The organism is Rhodovibrio salinarum DSM 9154, from assembly GCF_000515255.1.
Classification (GTDB): domain Bacteria; phylum Pseudomonadota; class Alphaproteobacteria; order Kiloniellales; family Rhodovibrionaceae; genus Rhodovibrio; species Rhodovibrio salinarum.
In genome coordinates this window covers 1,906,013-1,925,061 of the sequence record NZ_KI911559.1, presented here as the reverse complement: position 1 = coordinate 1,925,061, position 19,049 = coordinate 1,906,013, and the positions used below count along the sequence as shown (strand labels likewise).

Annotated in this window: 16 protein-coding genes; 7 read left to right on the top strand and 9 right to left on the bottom strand. The window is 64.1% G+C overall.

All coding sequences use genetic code 11. The annotated features are described in order from the left end of the window. Window positions 1–24: 24 nt before the first annotated feature. From RHOSA_RS0108920 to RHOSA_RS0108905, 4 genes are all read right to left on the bottom strand, one after another. On the bottom strand, window positions 25–1,344 hold the full coding sequence (locus RHOSA_RS0108920; protein ID WP_027288397.1) for a TRAP transporter large permease: 1,320 nt from the start codon (window positions 1,342–1,344) through the stop codon (window positions 25–27). Further along, the gene (locus RHOSA_RS0108915) at window positions 1,341–1,937 is read right to left on the bottom strand and encodes a TRAP transporter small permease subunit (RefSeq protein ID WP_027288396.1); all 597 of its coding nucleotides are present in this window, start codon (window positions 1,935–1,937) and stop codon (window positions 1,341–1,343) included. The genes RHOSA_RS0108920 and RHOSA_RS0108915 overlap by 4 nt, the downstream gene beginning before the upstream one ends. A gap of 319 nt (window positions 1,938–2,256) precedes the next feature. Further along, window positions 2,257–3,423, bottom strand: coding sequence for a TRAP transporter substrate-binding protein (locus RHOSA_RS0108910; RefSeq protein WP_027288395.1), 1,167 nt, complete (start codon window positions 3,421–3,423; stop codon window positions 2,257–2,259). A gap of 309 nt (window positions 3,424–3,732) precedes the next feature. Continuing rightward, a complete protein-coding gene (locus RHOSA_RS0108905; protein WP_027288394.1) occupies window positions 3,733–4,695 on the bottom strand; it encodes a 2-hydroxyacid dehydrogenase in 963 nt (320 codons plus the stop codon). 193 nt (window positions 4,696–4,888) lie between these two features. On the opposite strand from RHOSA_RS0108905, the gene RHOSA_RS0108900 reads away from it, so the two are divergent. The 3 genes from RHOSA_RS0108900 to RHOSA_RS21475 all read left to right on the top strand — a co-directional run bounded on the left by RHOSA_RS0108900 (window position 4,889) and on the right by RHOSA_RS21475 (window position 7,295). Then, on the top strand, window positions 4,889–5,314 hold the full coding sequence (locus tag RHOSA_RS0108900; protein WP_027288393.1) for a GlcG/HbpS family heme-binding protein: 426 nt from the start codon (window positions 4,889–4,891) through the stop codon (window positions 5,312–5,314). A 183-nt stretch (window positions 5,315–5,497) separates the two neighbouring features. Continuing rightward, window positions 5,498–6,187 carry a GTP cyclohydrolase I FolE gene (folE, locus tag RHOSA_RS21480; protein ID WP_037255969.1) on the top strand — a complete coding sequence of 230 codons (690 nt, stop codon included), beginning with the start codon at window positions 5,498–5,500 and terminating at the stop codon, window positions 6,185–6,187. Window positions 6,188–6,467: 280 nt separating this feature from the next. Continuing rightward, window positions 6,468–7,295, top strand: a complete 828-nt coding sequence (locus RHOSA_RS21475; protein ID WP_051431978.1) for an exopolysaccharide biosynthesis protein — start codon at window positions 6,468–6,470, stop codon at window positions 7,293–7,295. Here the strand turns inward: RHOSA_RS21475 and RHOSA_RS0108885 are convergent. Then, complete coding sequence (locus RHOSA_RS0108885; RefSeq protein WP_027288392.1) at window positions 7,278–8,528, bottom strand: NAD(P)/FAD-dependent oxidoreductase; 1,251 nt, start codon at window positions 8,526–8,528, stop codon at window positions 7,278–7,280. The two genes, RHOSA_RS21475 and RHOSA_RS0108885, sit on opposite strands and share 18 nt — an antisense overlap. Window positions 8,529–8,535: 7 nt before the next feature. Next, a complete protein-coding gene (locus RHOSA_RS0108880; RefSeq protein ID WP_051431977.1) occupies window positions 8,536–8,868 on the bottom strand; it encodes a non-heme iron oxygenase ferredoxin subunit in 333 nt (110 codons plus the stop codon). Window positions 8,869–9,250: 382 nt separating this feature from the next. Between RHOSA_RS0108880 and lon the strand changes: the two genes are divergently transcribed. After that, the gene (gene lon, locus RHOSA_RS0108875) at window positions 9,251–11,659 is read left to right on the top strand and encodes an endopeptidase La (RefSeq protein WP_027288390.1); all 2,409 of its coding nucleotides are present in this window, start codon (window positions 9,251–9,253) and stop codon (window positions 11,657–11,659) included. A 137-nt stretch (window positions 11,660–11,796) separates the two neighbouring features. Here lon and RHOSA_RS0108870 read toward each other — a convergent pair whose 3' ends face one another. Continuing rightward, window positions 11,797–13,539 carry a SulP family inorganic anion transporter gene (locus RHOSA_RS0108870; protein ID WP_027288389.1) on the bottom strand — a complete coding sequence of 581 codons (1,743 nt, stop codon included), beginning with the start codon at window positions 13,537–13,539 and terminating at the stop codon, window positions 11,797–11,799. Between the two features lie 108 nt (window positions 13,540–13,647). Further along, window positions 13,648–13,947 (bottom strand): helix-turn-helix domain-containing protein, encoded by a 300-nt coding sequence (locus RHOSA_RS21470; RefSeq protein ID WP_051431976.1) that lies wholly within the window; start codon window positions 13,945–13,947, stop codon window positions 13,648–13,650. A 245-nt stretch (window positions 13,948–14,192) separates the two neighbouring features. On the opposite strand from RHOSA_RS21470, the gene RHOSA_RS0108860 reads away from it, so the two are divergent. Then, complete coding sequence (locus RHOSA_RS0108860) at window positions 14,193–15,428, top strand: SAM-dependent methyltransferase (protein WP_027288388.1); 1,236 nt, start codon at window positions 14,193–14,195, stop codon at window positions 15,426–15,428. A 54-nt stretch (window positions 15,429–15,482) separates the two neighbouring features. Here the strand turns inward: RHOSA_RS0108860 and RHOSA_RS25070 are convergent, their stop codons facing one another. Beyond that, entirely contained in the window at window positions 15,483–16,061 is a 579-nt protein-coding gene (locus tag RHOSA_RS25070; protein ID WP_156092626.1) for a hypothetical protein, read from the bottom strand. Window positions 16,062–16,353: 292 nt separating this feature from the next. Here RHOSA_RS25070 and RHOSA_RS21465 point away from each other — a divergent pair, with 292 nt between their 5' ends. Continuing rightward, window positions 16,354–17,868 carry a replicative DNA helicase gene (locus RHOSA_RS21465; RefSeq protein WP_051431975.1) on the top strand — a complete coding sequence of 505 codons (1,515 nt, stop codon included), beginning with the start codon at window positions 16,354–16,356 and terminating at the stop codon, window positions 17,866–17,868. After that, window positions 17,855–19,045, top strand: a complete 1,191-nt coding sequence (gene alr, locus RHOSA_RS0108850) for an alanine racemase (RefSeq protein WP_081728596.1) — start codon at window positions 17,855–17,857, stop codon at window positions 19,043–19,045. Before RHOSA_RS21465 ends, alr begins: the two co-directional genes overlap by 14 nt. Window positions 19,046–19,049 lie beyond the last annotated feature (4 nt).

The window sequence follows — 19,049 nt, the reverse complement described above, 5'->3', positions numbered from 1 at the left end:
GGTCCCGGGGGATGCCTTCAGCCTCTAACCGTACATCACCTCCGGCAGGTAGAGCGCCACCCCCGGGAAGACGTACAGCAGCACCATCGCCAGAATGACGATGCCGACGAAGGGGATCACGCCGCGGAAGATGTTCATTAACTCCACGTTCGGGGGCGCGACCCCTTTCAGGTAGTAGGCCGACATCGCCATCGGCGGGGTCAGGAAGGAGGTCTGCAGGTTCAACGCGATCAGGATGCCGAAGAACAGCGGGTCGACGTTGAACGGCTCCAGGAGCGGCAGGAAGATCGGCACGAAGATGATGATGATCTCCGTCCACTCCAGCGGCCAGCCGAGCAGGAAGATGATCAACTGCGCGATGATCAGGAACTCGACCCGGGTCAGGTTCGCGTTCAGGATCCAATGCTCGATCAGATCGTGCCCCCCCAGGTAGGAGAAGATCGACGCGAAGGTCCAGGACCCGATGAACAGGTAGCAGACCATCGCACTGGTCCGGGCCGTCAGGAACACAGATTCACGCAACCGCTCCCACGAGAGCGCCCGGTAGGCCGCGGCCAGCACCAGACCGCCCAACGAGCCCACGGCCGCCGCCTCGGTCGGCGTGGCCAGCCCCGCCAGGATCGCGCCGAGGACGCACATGATCAAAACAGCTAGCGGGAAGAAGCTGGTCGCCATCAGCCGCAGCACCTGGCCGATCGGCATGTCCAACTCTTCCTGGGCCGGCTTGGGGGCCAGCTTGGGGTTCAGCACCGCCCGGCCGATCACATAAGCGATGTACATGCTGGCCAGCATCAGACCCGGCAGCAACGCGCCGGCGTAGAGCTGTACCACCGAGACCCCGGCGGTCGCCGAATAAACGATCAGCATGATCGACGGCGGGATCAGGATGCCAAGACAGCCACCGGCGCAGATCACGCCCGAAGCGAACCGCTGATCGTAACCGGCGTTCAGCATCGTCGGGAAGGCGAGCAGCCCCATCAGCGTCACCACCGCGCCGATGATGCCCGTGGCCGTTGCAAACACCGCGCAGGTCAGCAGCGCGGCCACCGCCATCGACGCCGGCACGCGCCGGGCCGCCACCTGGATCGAGAAGAACAAGCGGTCGATGATGTTCGCGCGCTCGATCACGTAGCCCATGAACAGGAACAACGGGATGGCCGTCAGAATGTCGTTGGCCATCACGTCGAAGGTGTTCTGGACCATCAGGTCGAAGACGCGGTCGCCCATGGCGTAGAAGCCAAAGATCAGGCCCATGGCGAGCAGCGTGAAGGCGATCGGATACCCCAACAGGATGGTGAAGATGAACAACACCATCATCAGGATGCCGACCTGGGGATCGGTCATGCCTGGCCTCCCGTCCCGAGCTTGTCACCGTGCTCGGCTTCTTGTTGGTGCATAATGGCGGTCTCGGTTTCCTCGACGTCGCGCAAACGTTGCGGCCAATAGCCGTGCTTCATGCACCACACGCAGCGCGTGACCTCGGCTGTGCCCTGCAGAAACAGCAACAGACCGGCAAACGGAATCAGGGTTTTAAGCGGATAGATCGGGATGCCCATCGGCGAGAAGATGGACGTTTCCATGTACGTCCAGCTCTCCTGCGCATAAAACGCACCCTGATACATCATCGCGGCCACGCCCGGCAGCAGGAAGACGATGTGCAGAAGCATGTCGATGCCTGCCTGCACGCGCTGCGGAAACAACCGGTAGACGACGTCGCCACGAACGTGCCCGTCGCGCGACAGGGCATAGGGCCCGGCCATCAGGAACAGGGCGCCGTACATGATGTAGCTCATGTCGTACGCCCAGCCGGTCGGCGAGTTCAGCAGGTAGCGAACGAAGACCTCGTAACTCCCGCCCAACGTCAGGATGATGATGCACCAGGCAAACGCCTTGCCGGTGAACATGCTGAGCCGGTCGACGAAATACAGGTACTGCATGCGCGGTAACCCCACGCTGGAATGCGGATGGCCCGGAGAGATGGTTCCGGCGGGTGGAAGCGCTCGGGTCGGCCGTTCGCAAGAGCGTTCGTGAACGACCGAATCATCGGGACGGTACGGCGCCGGCGAGAAGGAGCATGCGTCGGAATCGAGACACAACGCTTCGGCCGCTTGGAGTCCTGCCGGTCAGCAGTCATCCGAGCCACCGGTCGTTGCCCCTCACAGACACGGGGCGACGGTGCGGGCCGCCGCCCCGTGAATGCGCCGAAGCCGGCAGGCGCAGTCCGGCGCCTGCCGGCGATGTGGCCGCGCCGCCCGTTTAAGAGGGCAGCTTGCCGAAGTAGTGCTCCCAAGCCATGACGTAGTCCGGCTGGTCACTGTGCAGGTAGTAGCCGACCCGTTCGGCCCAGGCACGCTGAGAGTCGGTCACCTTCTTGAAGAAGGCATCCTCGGCGCGCAGGTTTTCAAGAACTTGATCCCACGCATCCAACTGAGCCTTCAGGATCGACGGGTCGGTGCGGTGCACCTTCACGCCACCTTCGTCCTGGATCCACTGCAGATCGCTGGAATAGCGATCCAGTCCCTTCCAGTAGTTGTCCGAGGACGCAGCCTTGGCGGCGTGGCGCAGGATCGCCTTCTGCTCGTCGGCCAGCCCCTCGTACATGTCCTTGTTGAACAGGATCTCGAAGAACTCCATCGCTTGGTGATAGGAACCGAGATAGTAGTGGTCGGCGACATCGTGGGCACCGAACGCGCGGTCCGAGGTCGGATTGTTGTACTCGAACGCGTCGATGACGCCACGCTCCAGCGCCGGCACGATCTCACCACCGGGGAGCTGGGTGACGTTGACACCCATCGCCTGCATCACGTCGGTGGCGAGGCCGACCGTGCGGTACTTCAGGCCCTCCATGTCCTCGGCGGAGTTGATCTCCTGGTTGAACCAGCCGAGCGGCTGCGCGGGCATCGGCATCGCGAAGAACCCGACGATGTTCAGCCCCAGGATGTCCTGCACCAGCTCGTGGTAGAGATCCAGGCCCTCGCCCTGCCAGATCCAGCCGAGCGCCATGTGCGCGTCCCAGCCGTACACCGGCGCCGTGCCGAACAGCGAGGCGGCCTTATTCTTGCCGTACCAGTAGGCCGCCACCTGGTGACCTGCGTCGAGCACGCCCTTGTCGACGGCATCCTGGACACGGAACGCCTTCACGACCGAGCCGGACGTCAGATAGTCGATTTTCAGGCGTCCCTCGCCCATCTCGTTGACCATCCGGGCGTAGTCTTCGGCATATTCGTTGAAAATATCGCCGGAGCCCCAGGCGCCCTGCATCTTGATGGTGGTCGTCTGAGCACGCGAAATCTGCGGCGCTGCGATCGAGGCGGCCGCACCGGCGCCAGCTGCGGCGGCACCTGTAAGGAACTTACGACGGTTAGCGTTGGTCGGCGTTTCCGATGTTTCGCCAGTTGCCTGCGTGACCTTCTGATCGGTCATAGCGGTATCAACCTCCCTGTTGCCTTGGCTGGGCCGGAGTTCGACCGCATAAGCAACGGCCATCTTCCGACCCGGTGGGCCAGCGGTTTGAGCCGCGGCACTACCGGATTTTTATTTTTACAGCCTGTAGCCTAAAGCCGAGCCACGCTGGACGTTACATGGCGTCACAGCCCGGCCCCGGCAGCCCCGCACCGCGGACCTGCGCGCCTGGAGCTTAGCGATGGCAGGATCGCTTAACAAGCCAGGATCATGCGTTTTTGGCGGGATACAGCGATAGTTTGGCGGAAGCCCGCAGGCTGAGGATGGCCTCTACGCAACCCGATCGCCCGGTTCGCGGCCACCAAAAAAGCTGTCCAGATTGTCCAACGCCCGGTCGCCCATCGCATTGCGCGTGTCGACCGTTGCCGAGCCGATGTGCGGCAGCAGGAAGACATTCTCTAGTTCGCGGTAGCGAGGATCCCCGCCCGGCTCCCCGTTAAAGACGTCCAGTCCGGCCGCGGCGAACTTACCGGACGTCAACGCCTCCAGCAGCGCATCGTCGTCGATCAGCGCGCCGCGGGCGGTATTCACTAAGATCGCACCGTCTTTCATGCGCGCCAGCCGGTCCGCGTTGACCATCCCCCGAGAGTCGGCCGTAGCCGGGCAATGCAACGAGACGACGTCGCAATGGCCCAGCAGATCGTCGAGATCGGGGTGATAGACCGCCCCCTGCTCTTTCGCGGGATCGAGCCGGCTGCGGTTATGGTAGCGGACCTGCATGTCGAAACCGCGGAAGCGCTGGGCCGCCACCTGCCCGACACGGCCCATGCCGACGATGCCGACGGTCTTGCCGGTCACCTGCGTGCCGACCATGAAGGACGGGCTCCAATCCTTCCAGCCGCCGCTGCGAACCAGACGCTCGCCCTCGCTAGCGCGGCGCGCGGCGCCCAAGGTCAAAAGCAAGGCGATCTCGGCGGTGGCATCCGACAGCACGTCCGGTGTGTTGGTGACGACGATGCCGCGCCGCGTCGCCGCCTCCAGATCGACGTGATCCACGCCGACGGAAAAGTTGGCGATGATCTTCACACTGTCCGGAAGCTGATCAATCACCTCGGCGGTGAAATGCTCGGAATGACAGGGCAGCACCGCATCCTTGCCCGCACACCGGCGGAGCAGCTCATCGGATGTGAAGATATGGTCGTCGTCGTTGAACTCCGCCGCGTAATCACGGGCGATCCGCGCCTGCACCTTCTCTGGCAGGCGGCGGGTCACCAGAATGCTCGGTTTCGCCATGGCGTGACCTCCCTTGGATTGCTTATCTCGTCTTACACGCACGTTTGATCGCACAGGCGCTTCTAGCATGCGCGCGCTGCCATGCGGCACCCCCGAGCGCCGCCACCGGCAGCCGGCGGGTGGCCAAACGCCGGACGCGACACTACGCTCCCCCCGAGTTTTCTCTGATTCCCATGACAGGAGTTCGCCCGCCATGCTGCAGATCGCCCGTTTGTCGCTGAGCGATGCCCGCACCCTGATCGCCGGGGCCGCCAAGCGCGCGGAGGAGATCGGCGTGCCCATGTGCATTGCCGTGACGGACGAAAGTGGCAACCTGATCGCCTTCGAGCGGATGGACGGCGCCAAAGTGCTGTCGATCGACATCGCCCGCGACAAGGCGATGGTCGCGTCCGCCCAGCGCAAGTCGACGGCCGATTACAACAAGGCCGTGCAGGCAGAAGGCAGCTTGACCTTCGGGATCCACACCGCGATCGGCGGCCGCTTTTCGGTGGTCGGCGGCGGCATCCCGGTAAGCGTCGATGGACAGGTCGTGGGGGCGGTCGGCTGCTCCTCTGGTACGCCGGATCAGGACGGTGACTGTGCGCAGGCGGGGATCGACGCCTTCCTGGCGGCACGCTAGCCGGACCGCATCCGATCCAGGGCGTCCTGCGCGTATGCCCCTCCGCCGGCCGGCCACGGCGTGGTCACCCGCTTTCAGTTTGCCGCGCTGCCATGCCCTGACCGGCGAAGGGGGTGGACGCACGCGCTGATCCACCTAATTCCCAGTACGAATTCGTGGACGCACAGCGAGAGGACGCGCGCAATGGCGCCGCTTGAGCCGCACGACGCCCTGCGGACGCCGCAGGCGGATGTACAGGATTCCGGTTGCCAGCATCCTGGCGCCAGCAATGGCCATCATTACGCCCACGGTCCCGGCGCGCAGGTCGACCGCGCGGAAGCCGAAGCGGCCGTCCGAACCCTGCTAACTTATATCGGCGAGGACCCCGACCGGGAGGGGCTGGTGGACACGCCCAAGCGGGTCGTCAGCTCGTACGACGAATTCTTCGGCGGTTACGCCCAGGATCCCGAGGATATCCTGGCACGGACCTTTGAAGAGACGGACGGTTATGACGAGATGATCGTGCTCGATGGCGTGGAGTTTACCAGCCATTGCGAGCACCACATGGTTCCGATCGTCGGCACGGCGTACATCGGCTACCTGCCAAAGACTCGGGTGGTCGGCGTGAGCAAGCTCGCCCGCGTGCTGCAAATCTACGCCAAGCGTCTACAGATTCAGGAGCGCCTGACCGCACAGGTGGCCAATGCGATCGAAGACGTACTCGACCCGCGCGGCGTCGCGGTGGTGCTGCGCAGTCAGCACCAGTGCATGGCAAGCCGGGGCGTACGCCAGACCGGTGCCATGATGACCACCAGCCGCATGCTCGGCGCCTTCCGCGAAAGCCGGGAGGTCCGCCAGGACTTCGAGACCCTGGCCGGTCTGAACCGGCGCTAACCCTCTGCTGCCGAAGTTTTTTACGTCTGCCCTATGAAAACGCGTGTCACACAGGGGTGTACGCGCATCCCTGCGCGATCGCTCGACCGAGGAGCATGAGCGGTAAGCCGGCACTTATGTGGCACGCCACGGCTGTACGCTTACGCACGCCATAAGTGTACGTGGGTGTTCGCATGGTGTCATCTGTGCGCACGCACGACTGTACTGTACACACAAACGCCGTAAGGCGTACGCCAATTACGGCTTGCCTTGAGCTTGTTCCTAGGATTGCATCCGTGCCATGACGCGTACGCGGTATGCCGAGCATAACCGCGCGCCGTCCGTCGCGCCGCGCGGCGCGACGGACGCGCAAGCCGACACGCAGGCCCACGTGTCCGCGTCGGCGCGCTCGCGCGGCAGCGAGCCTGGAGGCACGAGCTTGGAACATCAGCACAATCGCGGCACGGCGCCGTCGACCGCGGATTTGCTGGAAACCTTCCCGCGGTTGTTCAACGAGCAACGCATTCCCCTGCGCCGCCTACTGGATGCGCTGGGCGATCGGGGTATGGCCTCGGCGCTGTTGCTGCTGACCGCACCACAGCTCTTGCCCCTGCCGCTCGGCGTCTCCAATGCGCTGGCCCTGCCGATCGTGCTGATCGCCCTCCAGATGGCGGCCGGCAACAGCCAGCCCTGGCTGCCCGAGTGGGTCCTGAACCGACCGGTGACGCGCGACAAGGTGCTTGGTGCGTGCCGACGCATGGTACCGATGATGCGCCGGATCGAGCGGGTGATCCGTCCGCGCTGGCGACACATCTGGCAGCCGCCCGGCGACCGGCTGGTCGGCCTCTGCTGCGTCGTGATTTCGCTGGTCTCGCTGGCGCCGTTACCGCTGACCGGCTGGCTGCCGGGAGCCGCCCTGCTGATCGTCGCGCTCGGCTTGCTGGAGCGCGACGGCATGATCGTGGCCAGCGGCCTCGCCGTTGGCGCTGGGGCGGTTGCCGTTTTCGTCGCGGTCGTGGCCGGGCTGGTGGAGGCTGGCGAGACGATCCAGCAGGAAATGTCGCGGGCGGCGCTTGGGGTGCTGACGGGGCACCCCCTGGCCGCCCTGACCTCAGGCCTGCCCTTTTAGCAACTTCTTCATCGATACATCCGGGTCGGCCAGCTTGTCGGGATCGGGATTGACGCCGCGCTCGATCATCCGCCGGGCAGCGGCGATATCGGCCGGGCGGTCCACCGCATTGGCGCCGATCAGCCGCCCCTGATCGTCCAGGTAGAACAGCGTGAAGCCGGCCCCTTGTTCCGGATCGCCACGCCAGACCTGGCGCGGCTGGCCGCTCGGCATCCCCACCATCTGCAGATTGACCCCATGCTGGTCGGACCAGAACCACGGCACGTCATCGTGGCGGACGTCTGCCACCCCGGCCATCGTCTGCCCTGCCACCAACGCCTGATTTTGGGCGTTCTGCCAGGATTCCAGCCGGAGCTTGCCGTTGGTGTAGGGGTTCGGGTGACGGGTGACGTCGCCGGCGGCAAAGATATCGGGATCGCTGGTCCGCCCCTGATCGTCGACTTCGATCCCATCGCCAACCTCAAGCCCGGCCTGCAGGGCGAGCTCGACGTTCGGCTGGATGCCCACGCCAATCACAACAAGATCGGCGTCGACACGCGTGCCGTCGGCAAGTTCCACGCCCTCGACGTGCGTGCTGCCGAGCAGCCGGGAAACCTCGGCCTCGGTGCGAACGTCCGCACCGTGGTCGCGATGCAATCGGGCGTACCAATCGCCCAACTCCGGGGCGACCTGCCGGCGCATGAGGCTGGACGCAGCCTCCAGCACCGTCGCCTCGCAGCCCAGCTTGCGGGCGGCAGCCGCGACCTCAAGGCCGATGTAGCCACCGCCGACTAGCGCGACACGGGCCCCCTTGCGCATCGCATCGCGGATCGCCAGGCAATCCGCCACGTCGCGCAGCACGTGCACACCCGCCAGCTCGACACCGGGGAAATCGGGCACCTTTGGCTGCGCGCCGGTGGCCAGCAGCAGCCGGTCATAGGCGAGCTCCTGCCCGTCCTGCAGCACCACCCGCTTACGCGCTCGGTCGATTCGCCCGGCCCGCGTCGACAAACGCAGGTCGATCTTCTGGTCCTCGTACCAATCGTGCGTGCGCAGGGCGGCGCTGTCCGGCTCGGCCGCCCCGGTCAGCACCTCCTTGGACAGCGGCGGGCGTTCGTAAGGCGCCCGCTCTTCCTCGCTCAACAGAATCACGTGCCCGTCGAAGCCGGCCTTGCGGATACCCTCGACGGCACGGCCACCGGCTTGACCGCCGCCGATGACAACGAAGGTCTGGCTGGAATTGCTGTCGGCCAACGCGACCTCAGGCCTGTTTCTTGAAACCGACGTAGACCTGATCGCTCTCGACCTTCACCGGATAGGTCTCGACCGGATCGTCCGCCGGCGGCGCGGTGGCCTCACCGGTTTTCAGGTTGAACGTCGCCTGGTGCAGCGGGCATTCGATTTCCTCGCCTTCGACGAAGCCTTCGGAGAGCTGAGCGAACTCGTGGCTGCACACATCGTTAATGGCGAAAATGCCATCATCCAGCTTGACCACACAGATCAGCGTATCGCCAATCCGGGCGTGTTCCGGCTCCTGCTCCTCAAGCTCGCTCGCTTTAACAACGGCGTGCCACTCCAAATTGTCGTCGGCCATTTCAGTTCCTTTGAGATTTGTGGTCTGGGATGACTGGCGGTGAAAAACGGCAGCACGGGCGTCAGCGTATTGGCAACTAACGCTACATAGCATCCAAGGGTCCGTCTCGCCATGGCGTGGCGGCAGTCGGATGTGCCAGGATGCCCAATGGAACAACAGACCGGACCGGGGATCGCCAACGCGCGCCCTACTCCGGCGACTGGACGCAAGAACGTGTGACGACGCGCACACCTTGGACACGCCGCCGGCGTCACGGGCTTGAAGCACTTCCCGTGCGGGCCAAGATACGCGTTAGCAGTCAGGAACTTGGATCCCCCCTCTGCGACGGGGGCGATCCGCAACGGCCGCACTCAACACCGGACGCGGCAGAGCACGAGGAACCATGCTGGAGCTGTCCCAAGGCAACCGTTACCCCGTCCTTCCCCTGCGCGACATCGTCGTCTTCCCCCATATGATCGTCCCGCTGTTCGTGGGCCGGGAGAAGTCGGTCAACGCGCTGGAAGAAGTGAAGCGCGAGGACAAACAGATCCTTCTGGTTGCCCAGAAGGACGCACAGAAGGAGGACCCGCAGTCGGGCGATCTCTACGAGGTCGGCACGCTGGCGTCGATTCTGCAACTGCTCAAACTGCCCGACGGCACGATCAAGGTGCTGGTCGAAGGCGGTCAGCGCGCCCGCGTCAAACAGTTCACCGAGAACGACAGCTTCCTGGAAGCTGAAGCGGACGTGATCGCTGAGGACGAATCCAGCGAAGAGCGCGACTTGGATGCGCTCCGTCGCTCGGTGGTCTCGCAGTTCGAGCAGTACATCAAGCTGAACAAGAAGATCCCGCCGGAGGTGCTGAACACCGTCAGCCAGATCGAGGAACCCTCGAAGCTGGCCGATACGGTCGCCTCGCACCTGTCGCTCAAGATCGCCGACAAGCAGGAACTGCTCGAGGCCGACACGGTCGCCGAGCGGCTGGAGAAGATCTACGGCTACATCGAAGGCGAGATCGGCGGCCTCGAGGCGGAAAAGCGCGTGCGCAACCGCGTCAAGAAGCAGATGGAGAAGACGCAGCGCGAGTACTACCTCAACGAGCAGCTGAAGGCGATCCGCAAGGAGCTCGGCGAGGGCGACGACGGCCAGGACGAGCTGCAGGAGCTTGAGGACAACCTGAAGAAGGCCAAGCTGCCCAAGCAGGTCCGCGAAAAGGCCGATCAGGAGCTCAAGAAGCTCAAGAACATGAGCCCGATGTCGGCCGAGTCGACGGTGGTGCGCAACTACCTCGACTGGATCCTGGCGGTGCCGTGGAAGAAACGCTCCAAGCTGAAGAACGACCTGGAGTACGCCCGGCAGGTCCTGGATTCCGACCACTACGGCCTGACCAAGGTGAAGGACCGGATCCTGGAGTACCTCGCCGTGCAGCAGCGCATGGGCAAGGTGAAGGGACCGATCCTGTGCCTGGTGGGCCCGCCCGGTGTCGGCAAGACCTCGCTCGGCAAGTCGATCGCCCGCGCCACCAACCGGCAATTCGTCCGGCAGTCGCTGGGCGGCGTGCGTGACGAAGCAGAGATGCGCGGTCACCGCCGCACCTACATCGGCTCGATGCCCGGCAAGGTGATCCAGGGCATGAAGAAGGCCGGCGCGACCAACCCGCTGTTCTTGCTCGACGAGGTCGACAAGCTGGGCGCGGATTGGCGCGGCGACCCGACCTCCGCGCTGCTCGAAATCCTGGACCCGGAGCAGAACAACCAGTTCGTCGACCACTACCTGGATGTCGAGTACGACCTGTCGGGGGTGATGTTCATCACCACGGCCAACACGCTCGACATGCCCCCGGCCCTGCTCGACCGGATGGAGATCATCCGGATCCCGGGCTACACCGAGGACGAGAAGGTCGAGATCGCCAAGCGCCACCTGATCACCAAGCAGCGCACGGAAAATGGCCTTACCGAGCAGGAGTGGTCGATCTCCGACACCGCGCTGCGTGAGCTGATCCGGCGCTACACCCGCGAGGCCGGCGTGCGGAACCTCGAACGCGAGATCGGCACCCTGGCCCGGAAGGCGGTCAAGGAGATCCAGCTCTCCAAGGCCAAGCAGGTGCATGTCACCAAGCAGAACCTTGAGAAGTACGCGGGCGTTCCGCGCTTCAAGCACACCGAGGCGGAGACCGAGGACTTGGTCGGTGTCGCCACCGGCATGGCCTGGACCGAAGTCGGCGGCGAGCTGCTGTCGATTGAGAGCGTGACCGTGCCCGGCAAGGGCAAGGTGACCTCCACCGGTAAGCTGGGCGACGTGATGAAGGAATCGATCCAGGCGAGCGAGTACTTCATCAAGTCGCGCGCGCCGGAGTTCGGCATCCAGCCGAACCTTCTGGACCGCAAGTCGGTGCACGTGCACGTGCCCGAGGGCGGCACGCCCAAGGACGGCCCGTCCGCCGGCATCGCCATGGTGACCTCGATCGTCTCCGCGTTGACCGGCATCCCGGTGCGCCACGACGTGGCGATGACCGGCGAGGTCACGCTGCGCGGCCGCGTGCTTGCGATCGGCGGCTTGAAGGAGAAGCTGCTGGCGGCGATGCGCGGCGGGATCAAGACGGTGCTGATCCCCAAGCAGAACGAGAAGGACCTCGCCGACATCCCGCAGAACGTCAAGCGGGCCCTGGAAATCATTCCGGTGGATACGGTCGACGAGGTGCTCGACAAGGCGCTGACCACCAAGCCCACCCCGGTCGAGGTGGTCGAGGAGACCGAGGTCGACCAGCTGGCCCGGCCGAGTGAACCGGCGCGGGGCGGCGTGACCAAGCACTAATGCGTTTTCGCATGACGTGGTGATGGCCGGTCGGTGGCAAGCAGCCCACACTCGGGCGACCGCTTGCCATCGCCCCAAACCCATCAATAACGCCCCTGGAAGGCTCATGCTTTCCGGGGGCGTATGCGTTGCGGCCCTCAGTCCGCAGCGGCCAGGCGGCGGCGCAACCGCGGTAGTGCGCTCTCCAGCCGCGCCGCGTAGCCAACCAGCGGCGGCCGCACGCCGTGCTGGAACAGCTCCCGGCGCTGTTCTCGCGTGGTTCCGGTCAGGACCACCGAGATGCCGCGCCGGCGCGCCTTCTGGGCGAGGCCGTGGATCGTATTCGCCGCGGTGGAATCCAGGAACGGCACGGCCGCGAAGTCGACCACAAGCAGGCGGTGGGTGTCGGCGATCCGCTCCAGCACCGAGCCGATCGAGGCTGCCGCGCCGAAAAAGAAAGCGCCGGAGATCCGGTAGACCACGATGTCCGGGTCTGTCGCATTATGCCCATCATAGGGCGTGCGGCCGGCCGGCCCGTAATCGTCGTCGGCGCGGTCCTCTCGGACGAACGGCGTGTGACTATGTACCGCCGTGGTCTCTGACATGCGGTGGATGAACAGCAGCGATCCCATCGCCACGCCAACCACGATCGCCTCGCTGAGGTCCCGGAAAACGGTCAGCAGTAGGGTCGCAAGCAGGATCGCCGCGCCCCCGCGCGAGGCGGTCAACAGGCTCGCGATCGCATCGCGCTCGATCATGTTCCAGGCGACCACGGCCAGCACCCCGGCAAGGCTGGCGAGCGGGATGTAGCTGGCCAGCGGGGCCGCCACCAAAACGAAGGCGAGCAGAAACAGCGCGTGCAGCATGCCCGCCACCGGACCGTGCGCGCCGGCGCGCACGTTGGTCGCGGTGCGCGCGATCGTACCGGTGACGCAAATGCCGCCGAACAGTGCCGAGCCGACGTTGGCCACGCCCTGGGCAACCAGTTCGCAATTCGAGCGGTGGCGCCGCCCGGTCATGCCGTCGGCCACCACGGCCGAGAGCAGCGATTCGATCGCGCCCAGAAGCGTGAAGGCGAGCGCGTTCGGCAGCACCGCCAGCACCTTGTCGAGCGTTGCGTCGGGCAGTGCCGGCATCGGGAGGCTGCTTGGAATACCACCAAAGCGGCTGCCGATGGTCGCGACCGGCAGATCCAGCAGTGCGCTCGCCGCCGCCGTACCAGCGATCGCCAGCAACATCCCCGGCCAGTGCGGGCGCAGACGCTTCAACCCGGCAATCGCCAGGATCGTCGCAAGCGCGAGCCCGATTGTCGCCGGGTCTGCCGTCGGCAACGCGTCCCAAAGCACTAGCAGCTTTTCCAGAAACGGGCCCGGCTCCGGCCCGTCGAGCTGCAGGCCCAGCAGGGCGCGAAGCTGGCTGGCAAAGATGATGATCGCGATACCGGCGGTGAAGCCGACCGTCACCGGATAGGGGATGAACTTCACGTAGGTCCCCAGACGCAACAGCCCGACGACCGCCAGCATCGCCCCGGAAAGCAGCGTCGCCAGGATCAGTCCATCCGGCCCGTGCGCCTGCACCGTGGCAGCAACCAGCACGATAAAAGCGCCCGCCGGCCCGCCGATCTGGAAACGGCTGCCGCCCAGCAGCGACACCAGAAACCCGCCCACGATCGCGGTATAGAGCCCCTGCGCCGGACTGGCACCGGAAGCAATCGCAATCGCCATCGACAACGGCAGCGCGACGATCGCGACGGTCAGACCAGCCAGCGCGTCGCCCCGCAACTTCCTGAAGTCGTAGCTCTCCCGCAGAACGGTGACCAGCTTCGGCGTGAACAACTCGACGAAGCCCGCAGCACCAGATGTGGCGGCGGTGCGAGTGACAGGATCGGTCCTGCTCGGCAAGGCACACTCCTTCTGACCCGGCGGGATCGCCGGCCGGGCCAGACGGTCGCCATCGCTGGGCTCTATCTTCAAAAAACGACACAGGCAGCGCCTGCACGGCGACGGAGATCAGCCGTGGTCCGACTTGTCTCCCGGCACGGGTGCGCTCCCCGATGGCCCTGCCGAGGCCTTCAGGCGAACCCCGCGCCCGTGACCGCGGCTCTCCGTTCCTTCTCCGATCAGCTCGACTCCCGCCGCCTCGAGCGCCTGCACCACCCGAGTCAGGCTCTCGACCACGCCACGGACGTTGCCTGGGCTGGCTTCCATCCTCTGGATCGTGGGCACGGACACACCAGCCCGCTCGGCCAAGGTCTTCTGGTCGAGTCCGAGCAACGCCCGAGCCGCGCGGAGTTGGGCCGCCGTGAGCATTCGTGATCCTTCAAAGCAAATCAGAGCGTTACAGGGTATACATGCTATCTTGATGTTTCAAGCATCACCCTTAAAACATTAAACACCAACACTGCCGATTCACCGACGACTTTCATGGGTTAAGGACGGCCCCCTGGACAGCTTCTAGAGTTCAAGGAGAGTTGAGATTTGATAACATGTTCGCCGGTAGCCGCCACTATAGACAGTTACGCGGCGAAACAGATAGCAGCGGAGGGCCTGACACTATGCTTGCCGCAACTCTGTTCCGGCAAATTATCCGGGAGGGGCGCCTAACGCTGATCGACGCCCAGGGCCAGCGTTTTACGTTCGGTCAAGGCGATCCTGCAGTCACGGTCCGAGTCACAGACCGCAAGACAGAGTTCAAGATTGGCGCCCACCCCAAGCTCTACCTGGGCGAAGCCTACATGGACGGCCGCTTGGTGATCGAGGAAGGGACACTTTACGATTTCCTCTACATCTGCGGGCGCAACGTACTCCGGCTGGAGAACCACCCGCTGTGGGGCGTGTTCGAACGCGCCGGCGCCCTGCTCCGCCCGCTCCTGTACTACAATCCGGTCGGCCGGGCGCGGAAGAACGTCGCCCACCACTACGACCTGTCGGGCGAACTGTACGACCTGTTCCTGGACGACGACTGGCAGTACTCCTGTGCCTACTTCTACGATCCCCAGGGCGAAACGATCGAGCAGGCGCAGCAGAACAAGAAGCGGCACATCGCCGCCAAGCTGCTGCTCGACCGCCCGGGCCTGGAAGTGCTGGACATCGGCTCCGGCTGGGGCGGGCTCGGCATGTACCTGGCCCAGGAAGCCGGCGCGAACGTCACCGGCGTCACCCTGTCGGAAGAGCAGATCAAGAAAAGCCGTCGGCGGGCCAAGGACGCCGGCCTGGACGAGCAGGTACAGTTCCAATTGCAGGACTATCGCAACCTGACCGGCCGCTACGATCGGATCGTCTCGGTGGGCATGTTCGAGCACGTCGGCACCCGCCACTACCACGAGTTCTTCCAGAAAATACACGACTTGCTGGCGGACGATGGGGTGGCGCTGCTGCATTCGATCGGCCGGATGAGTCCGCCCGGCTCCACCAACGCCTGGTTACGAAAGTACATCTTCCCTGGCGGCTACACCCCCGCCCTATCGGAAACGCTGGGCGTGATCGAACGCCGCAATCTTTGGGTCACCGACGTCGAGATTCTGCGCCTGCACTACGCCGAAACCATCAGACGCTGGTATGACCGTTTCCAGGCCAACCGCGATCGGGTGCGCGAACTCTACGACGAACGTTTCTGCCGGATGTGGGAGTTTTATCTGATCGGCTGCGAACTCTCGTTCCGGGAGATGGGGCAAATGGTCTTCCAGATGCAACTCACCCGCCAGCAGGATGCCGTCCCCCTGACCCGCGACTACATTACCGATTGGGAACGCGCCCAGATGGACGGCCGCCAAAGCGCCGCGGCGGAGTAAAACGTCAATATCTTCAATTCTATGGCGGAGTTTAGGCCGGTGACTTTTGGCGGCCTAAACTCCGATATATAAGCGATACCCTTTCTCCGACCAATATGGGAACACCTCTTCGCAGAGGATTTTAACCACATCCAACTGCCTAGAACCGCTCTCAGCTACTAGACGGAAATTCTCTGCTTTATCGTGCTCCAGCACTGCTACGAAAGGTCTCTTCGCAAGTGTTTCCTCATACTTCGATGTCCTAATAACATTAAACCTCTTAAACCCGTCATGATGGTTATGAACGGAAGTAGACATATGCTTGCTACAATTTGAAATTTGTCGACATAATTCCATCCCTGGACAGGAGGACGTTATGTTTCTGCGCAAGCTCGCGAAATTCTCTGGCTTGCCGCCCAAATCTGTAAGCCAAACATCTCGCTCAAACTTATCCCCAGGAGAATGTGGCTCCATTTCAATTTTCGCCCATATCCACTCCGGAATATGATTAGCCGTAAGCGCAAAATTTAGGACATGCTCAATCAATTCATTTAACTTATCAGCATCTTTTATACGACATACTTCATTCTCGAGTTTACGTATAAGGTCGAACGGGGAATCTAACGTAAACACACTCTCGTAGGAATATTTCATACCTGCCTCGCTAAGTTGTTTTTGGAAGAAAGGCGTTTATCCGGATTTATACGGTTAAGGTTACTGAGTTTATTACAAAGACCTTCAGATATCTGAATTCACACATAAAAATCTTTTATGTCAGGCCTTTACCTTCAGACTTACAATTTATGCACAATATACCTTGATTTATACTATTGCAATAGTTGTGGTTTAAGCCATAAATTTCCCAAGATCAGCGCTTCGAAGTGGCGCAATAAGACAAGCCGGTTTGCCGTTAGCGTAGCGCCCCGACTCTGCTAGGCTCGTGGCCATGAATGACAGCAGCAACATCGCGCACCTGCCGGGCACGGAAGGCGGCGACGGCGATCAGACAGGCTACCGTGCCCCGCCGGTCAACTACGAAGCCGAGCAGGCGCTGCTCGCCGCGGTGCTGGCCAACAACCAAGCCTACGAGCGGGTCGCCGACTTCCTGCACGCCGGGCATTTCGCCGATCCCGTGCATTCCCGGATCTTCGAGGCGTGCGGCAAGCTGATCAACCGCGGGCAGATGGCCAACGCGGTGACCTTGAAGAACGTCTTCGAGCAGGACGGCGACCTGCAAGACGTCGGCGGCGCGCAGTACCTGGCCGAACTGCAGAGCGCCTACGTCACCGTCATCAACGCCGAGCACTACGGCAAGGCGATCCACGACCTCTACCTGCGCCGCCAGCTGATCGAGCTGGGCGAGGACGTGGTCAACGAGGCGTTCGATTACGACCTGGACAGCCCGGCGACCACCCAGATCGAGGTCGCCGAGCAGAAGCTGTTCAACCTATCGGAAAGCGGCCAGACCGAAGGCGGCTTCCAGTCGTTCCGGCACGCGCTCTCCGGCGCGATCGAGATGGCGGAGAGCGCCCACCGCCGCGAGGGGCAGATCGCCGGTGTGCCGACCGGCTTCGTCGACCTCGACGAGATGCTGGGCGGCATGCACAACTCCGACCTGATAGTGCTCGCCGGCCGGCCGGGCATGGGCAAGACCGCGTTCGCCACCAACGTCGGCTTCAACGCCGCCCGGCGCCACCGCGACAGCGGCGGCGAGGACGGCGCGGTCGTCGGCTTCTTCTCGCTGGAAATGTCGAGCGAGCAGCTCGCCACGCGTATCCTCTCGGAATCCTCGATGGTGCCGAGTGAGGACATCCGTCGTGGCAAGCTCTCCCCCGACTCCTTCGAGCAGGTTGTCCAGGCGAGTCACGAACTCTCCACCCTGCCCTTCTATATCGACGACACGCCGGCGGTGTCGGTCGGCCAAGTGCGCACGCGTGCCCGGCGACTGAAGCGCCAGCAGGACCTGGGCATGATCATCGTCGACTACATCCAGCTGATGCAGCCGACCGCCGGCAGCCGACCGGAAAGCCGTGTGCAGGAGATCTCCGAGATCACCCGTGGGCTTAAGATGATCGCCAAGGAGTTGAACATCCCCGTGATCGCGCTGTCGCAGCTGTCGCGCGCAGTCGAGCAGCGCGAGGACAAACGCCCGCAGCTGGCCGATCTGCGCGAATCGGGCACGATCGAGCAGGACGCCGACATGGTTATGTTCGTCTATCGTGAGCAGTATTACCTGGAGCGCGCCGAACCGACCCAGCGCCCCGACGAGTCGGAGGAAAAGCACCAGGAGCGCTACGACAAGTGGCGCGACCGGCTCGAAAAAGCTTGGGGCAAGGCGGAAGCCATCGTCGCCAAGCAGCGCCACGGCCCGACCGGCAAGGTCGAACTCGCCTTCGACGGCGCAACGACGAAATTCGGCAACCTCGCGCGTGAAGACCAGACGCCTGATGAAATCGGCTGAAGCCAGCGGCGGGACGCCGCATCCGACCGGGCTCGACGCTACTCTGCTCGCCGACCCGGCCGCCCGACGTGCCTGCGCGCTCCTGCAGGTCGACCTGGACGCCGCTGCCTGGAACTACCGCCGGCTGTGTGATCAGCTGACGCCCGGAACCGAATGCGCGGCCGTGGTCAAGGCGAACGGCTACGGCCTGGGCATTGAGCGCATGGCCCCGACGTTCGCGCGCGCCGGGGCGCGCACCTTCTTCGTCGCCACGATCGATGAAGGATTGCACCTGCGCCGTGTGCTGACTGAGACGGGTTGGCCGGACGCGGCGATCCACGTCCTGAGCGGCCCGCTGCCGGGTACCGAGCGGGACCTGCTGGACGCACGCCTGACCCCGGTGCTGAACAGCCTAGGCGACCTCGATCGGTGGCGCGCGGCCGGCAAGGCCGCGGGCGTACGCCCGGCTGCAGCCCTGCATGTCGACAGCGGGATGAGCCGCCTTGGCCTGCCGGACGACGAGGTCGACCGGTTGGCCGCGGACCCATCGCCGCTCGACGAGGTCGCGCTCGCCCACATCATGACCCACCTGTCCAGCGCGGATGATCCCGGCCATCCAGAGAACGCCGCGCAACTCGAGCGCTTCGACGCCGCGCTCGCCCGCCTGCCGGCCGCACCGGTCAGCTTTGCCAACTCCTCGGGCATCTTCCTGGGGCCCGACTATCATCGCAACCTGGCCCGGCCGGGCGTGGCGCTTTACGGCGTCAATCCAACACCCGGGCACCCCAACCCGATGCAGCGGGTGGTCACGCTGAAAGCGCGAATCCTGCAAGTCCGTCAGATTGACGCTCAACGGGGGGTTGGCTACGGTGCGAGCTTCCGCGCCCAGGGGCCGACCCGGATCGCTACGATTGGTGTCGGCTATGCCGACGGGCTGCTGCGCCATCTCTCGAACAGTGGGCATGTAGCGGTGCAAGGCCGCTGCGCGCCCGTGGTCGGACGGGTTTCCATGGATTCCATTACGGTGGACGTCACCGAATTCGGCGCAAACGCGCCGGTTGTAGGCGATTTCGTCGATGTCATCGGCGACGGCCACGACCAGGACGCGCTCGCCGAAGAGGCCGGAACGATCGGCTACGAAATGCTGACGGCCCTCGGGTCGCGCTACCACCGGGTCTATACCGGCGGGGGCGGCTAAACCG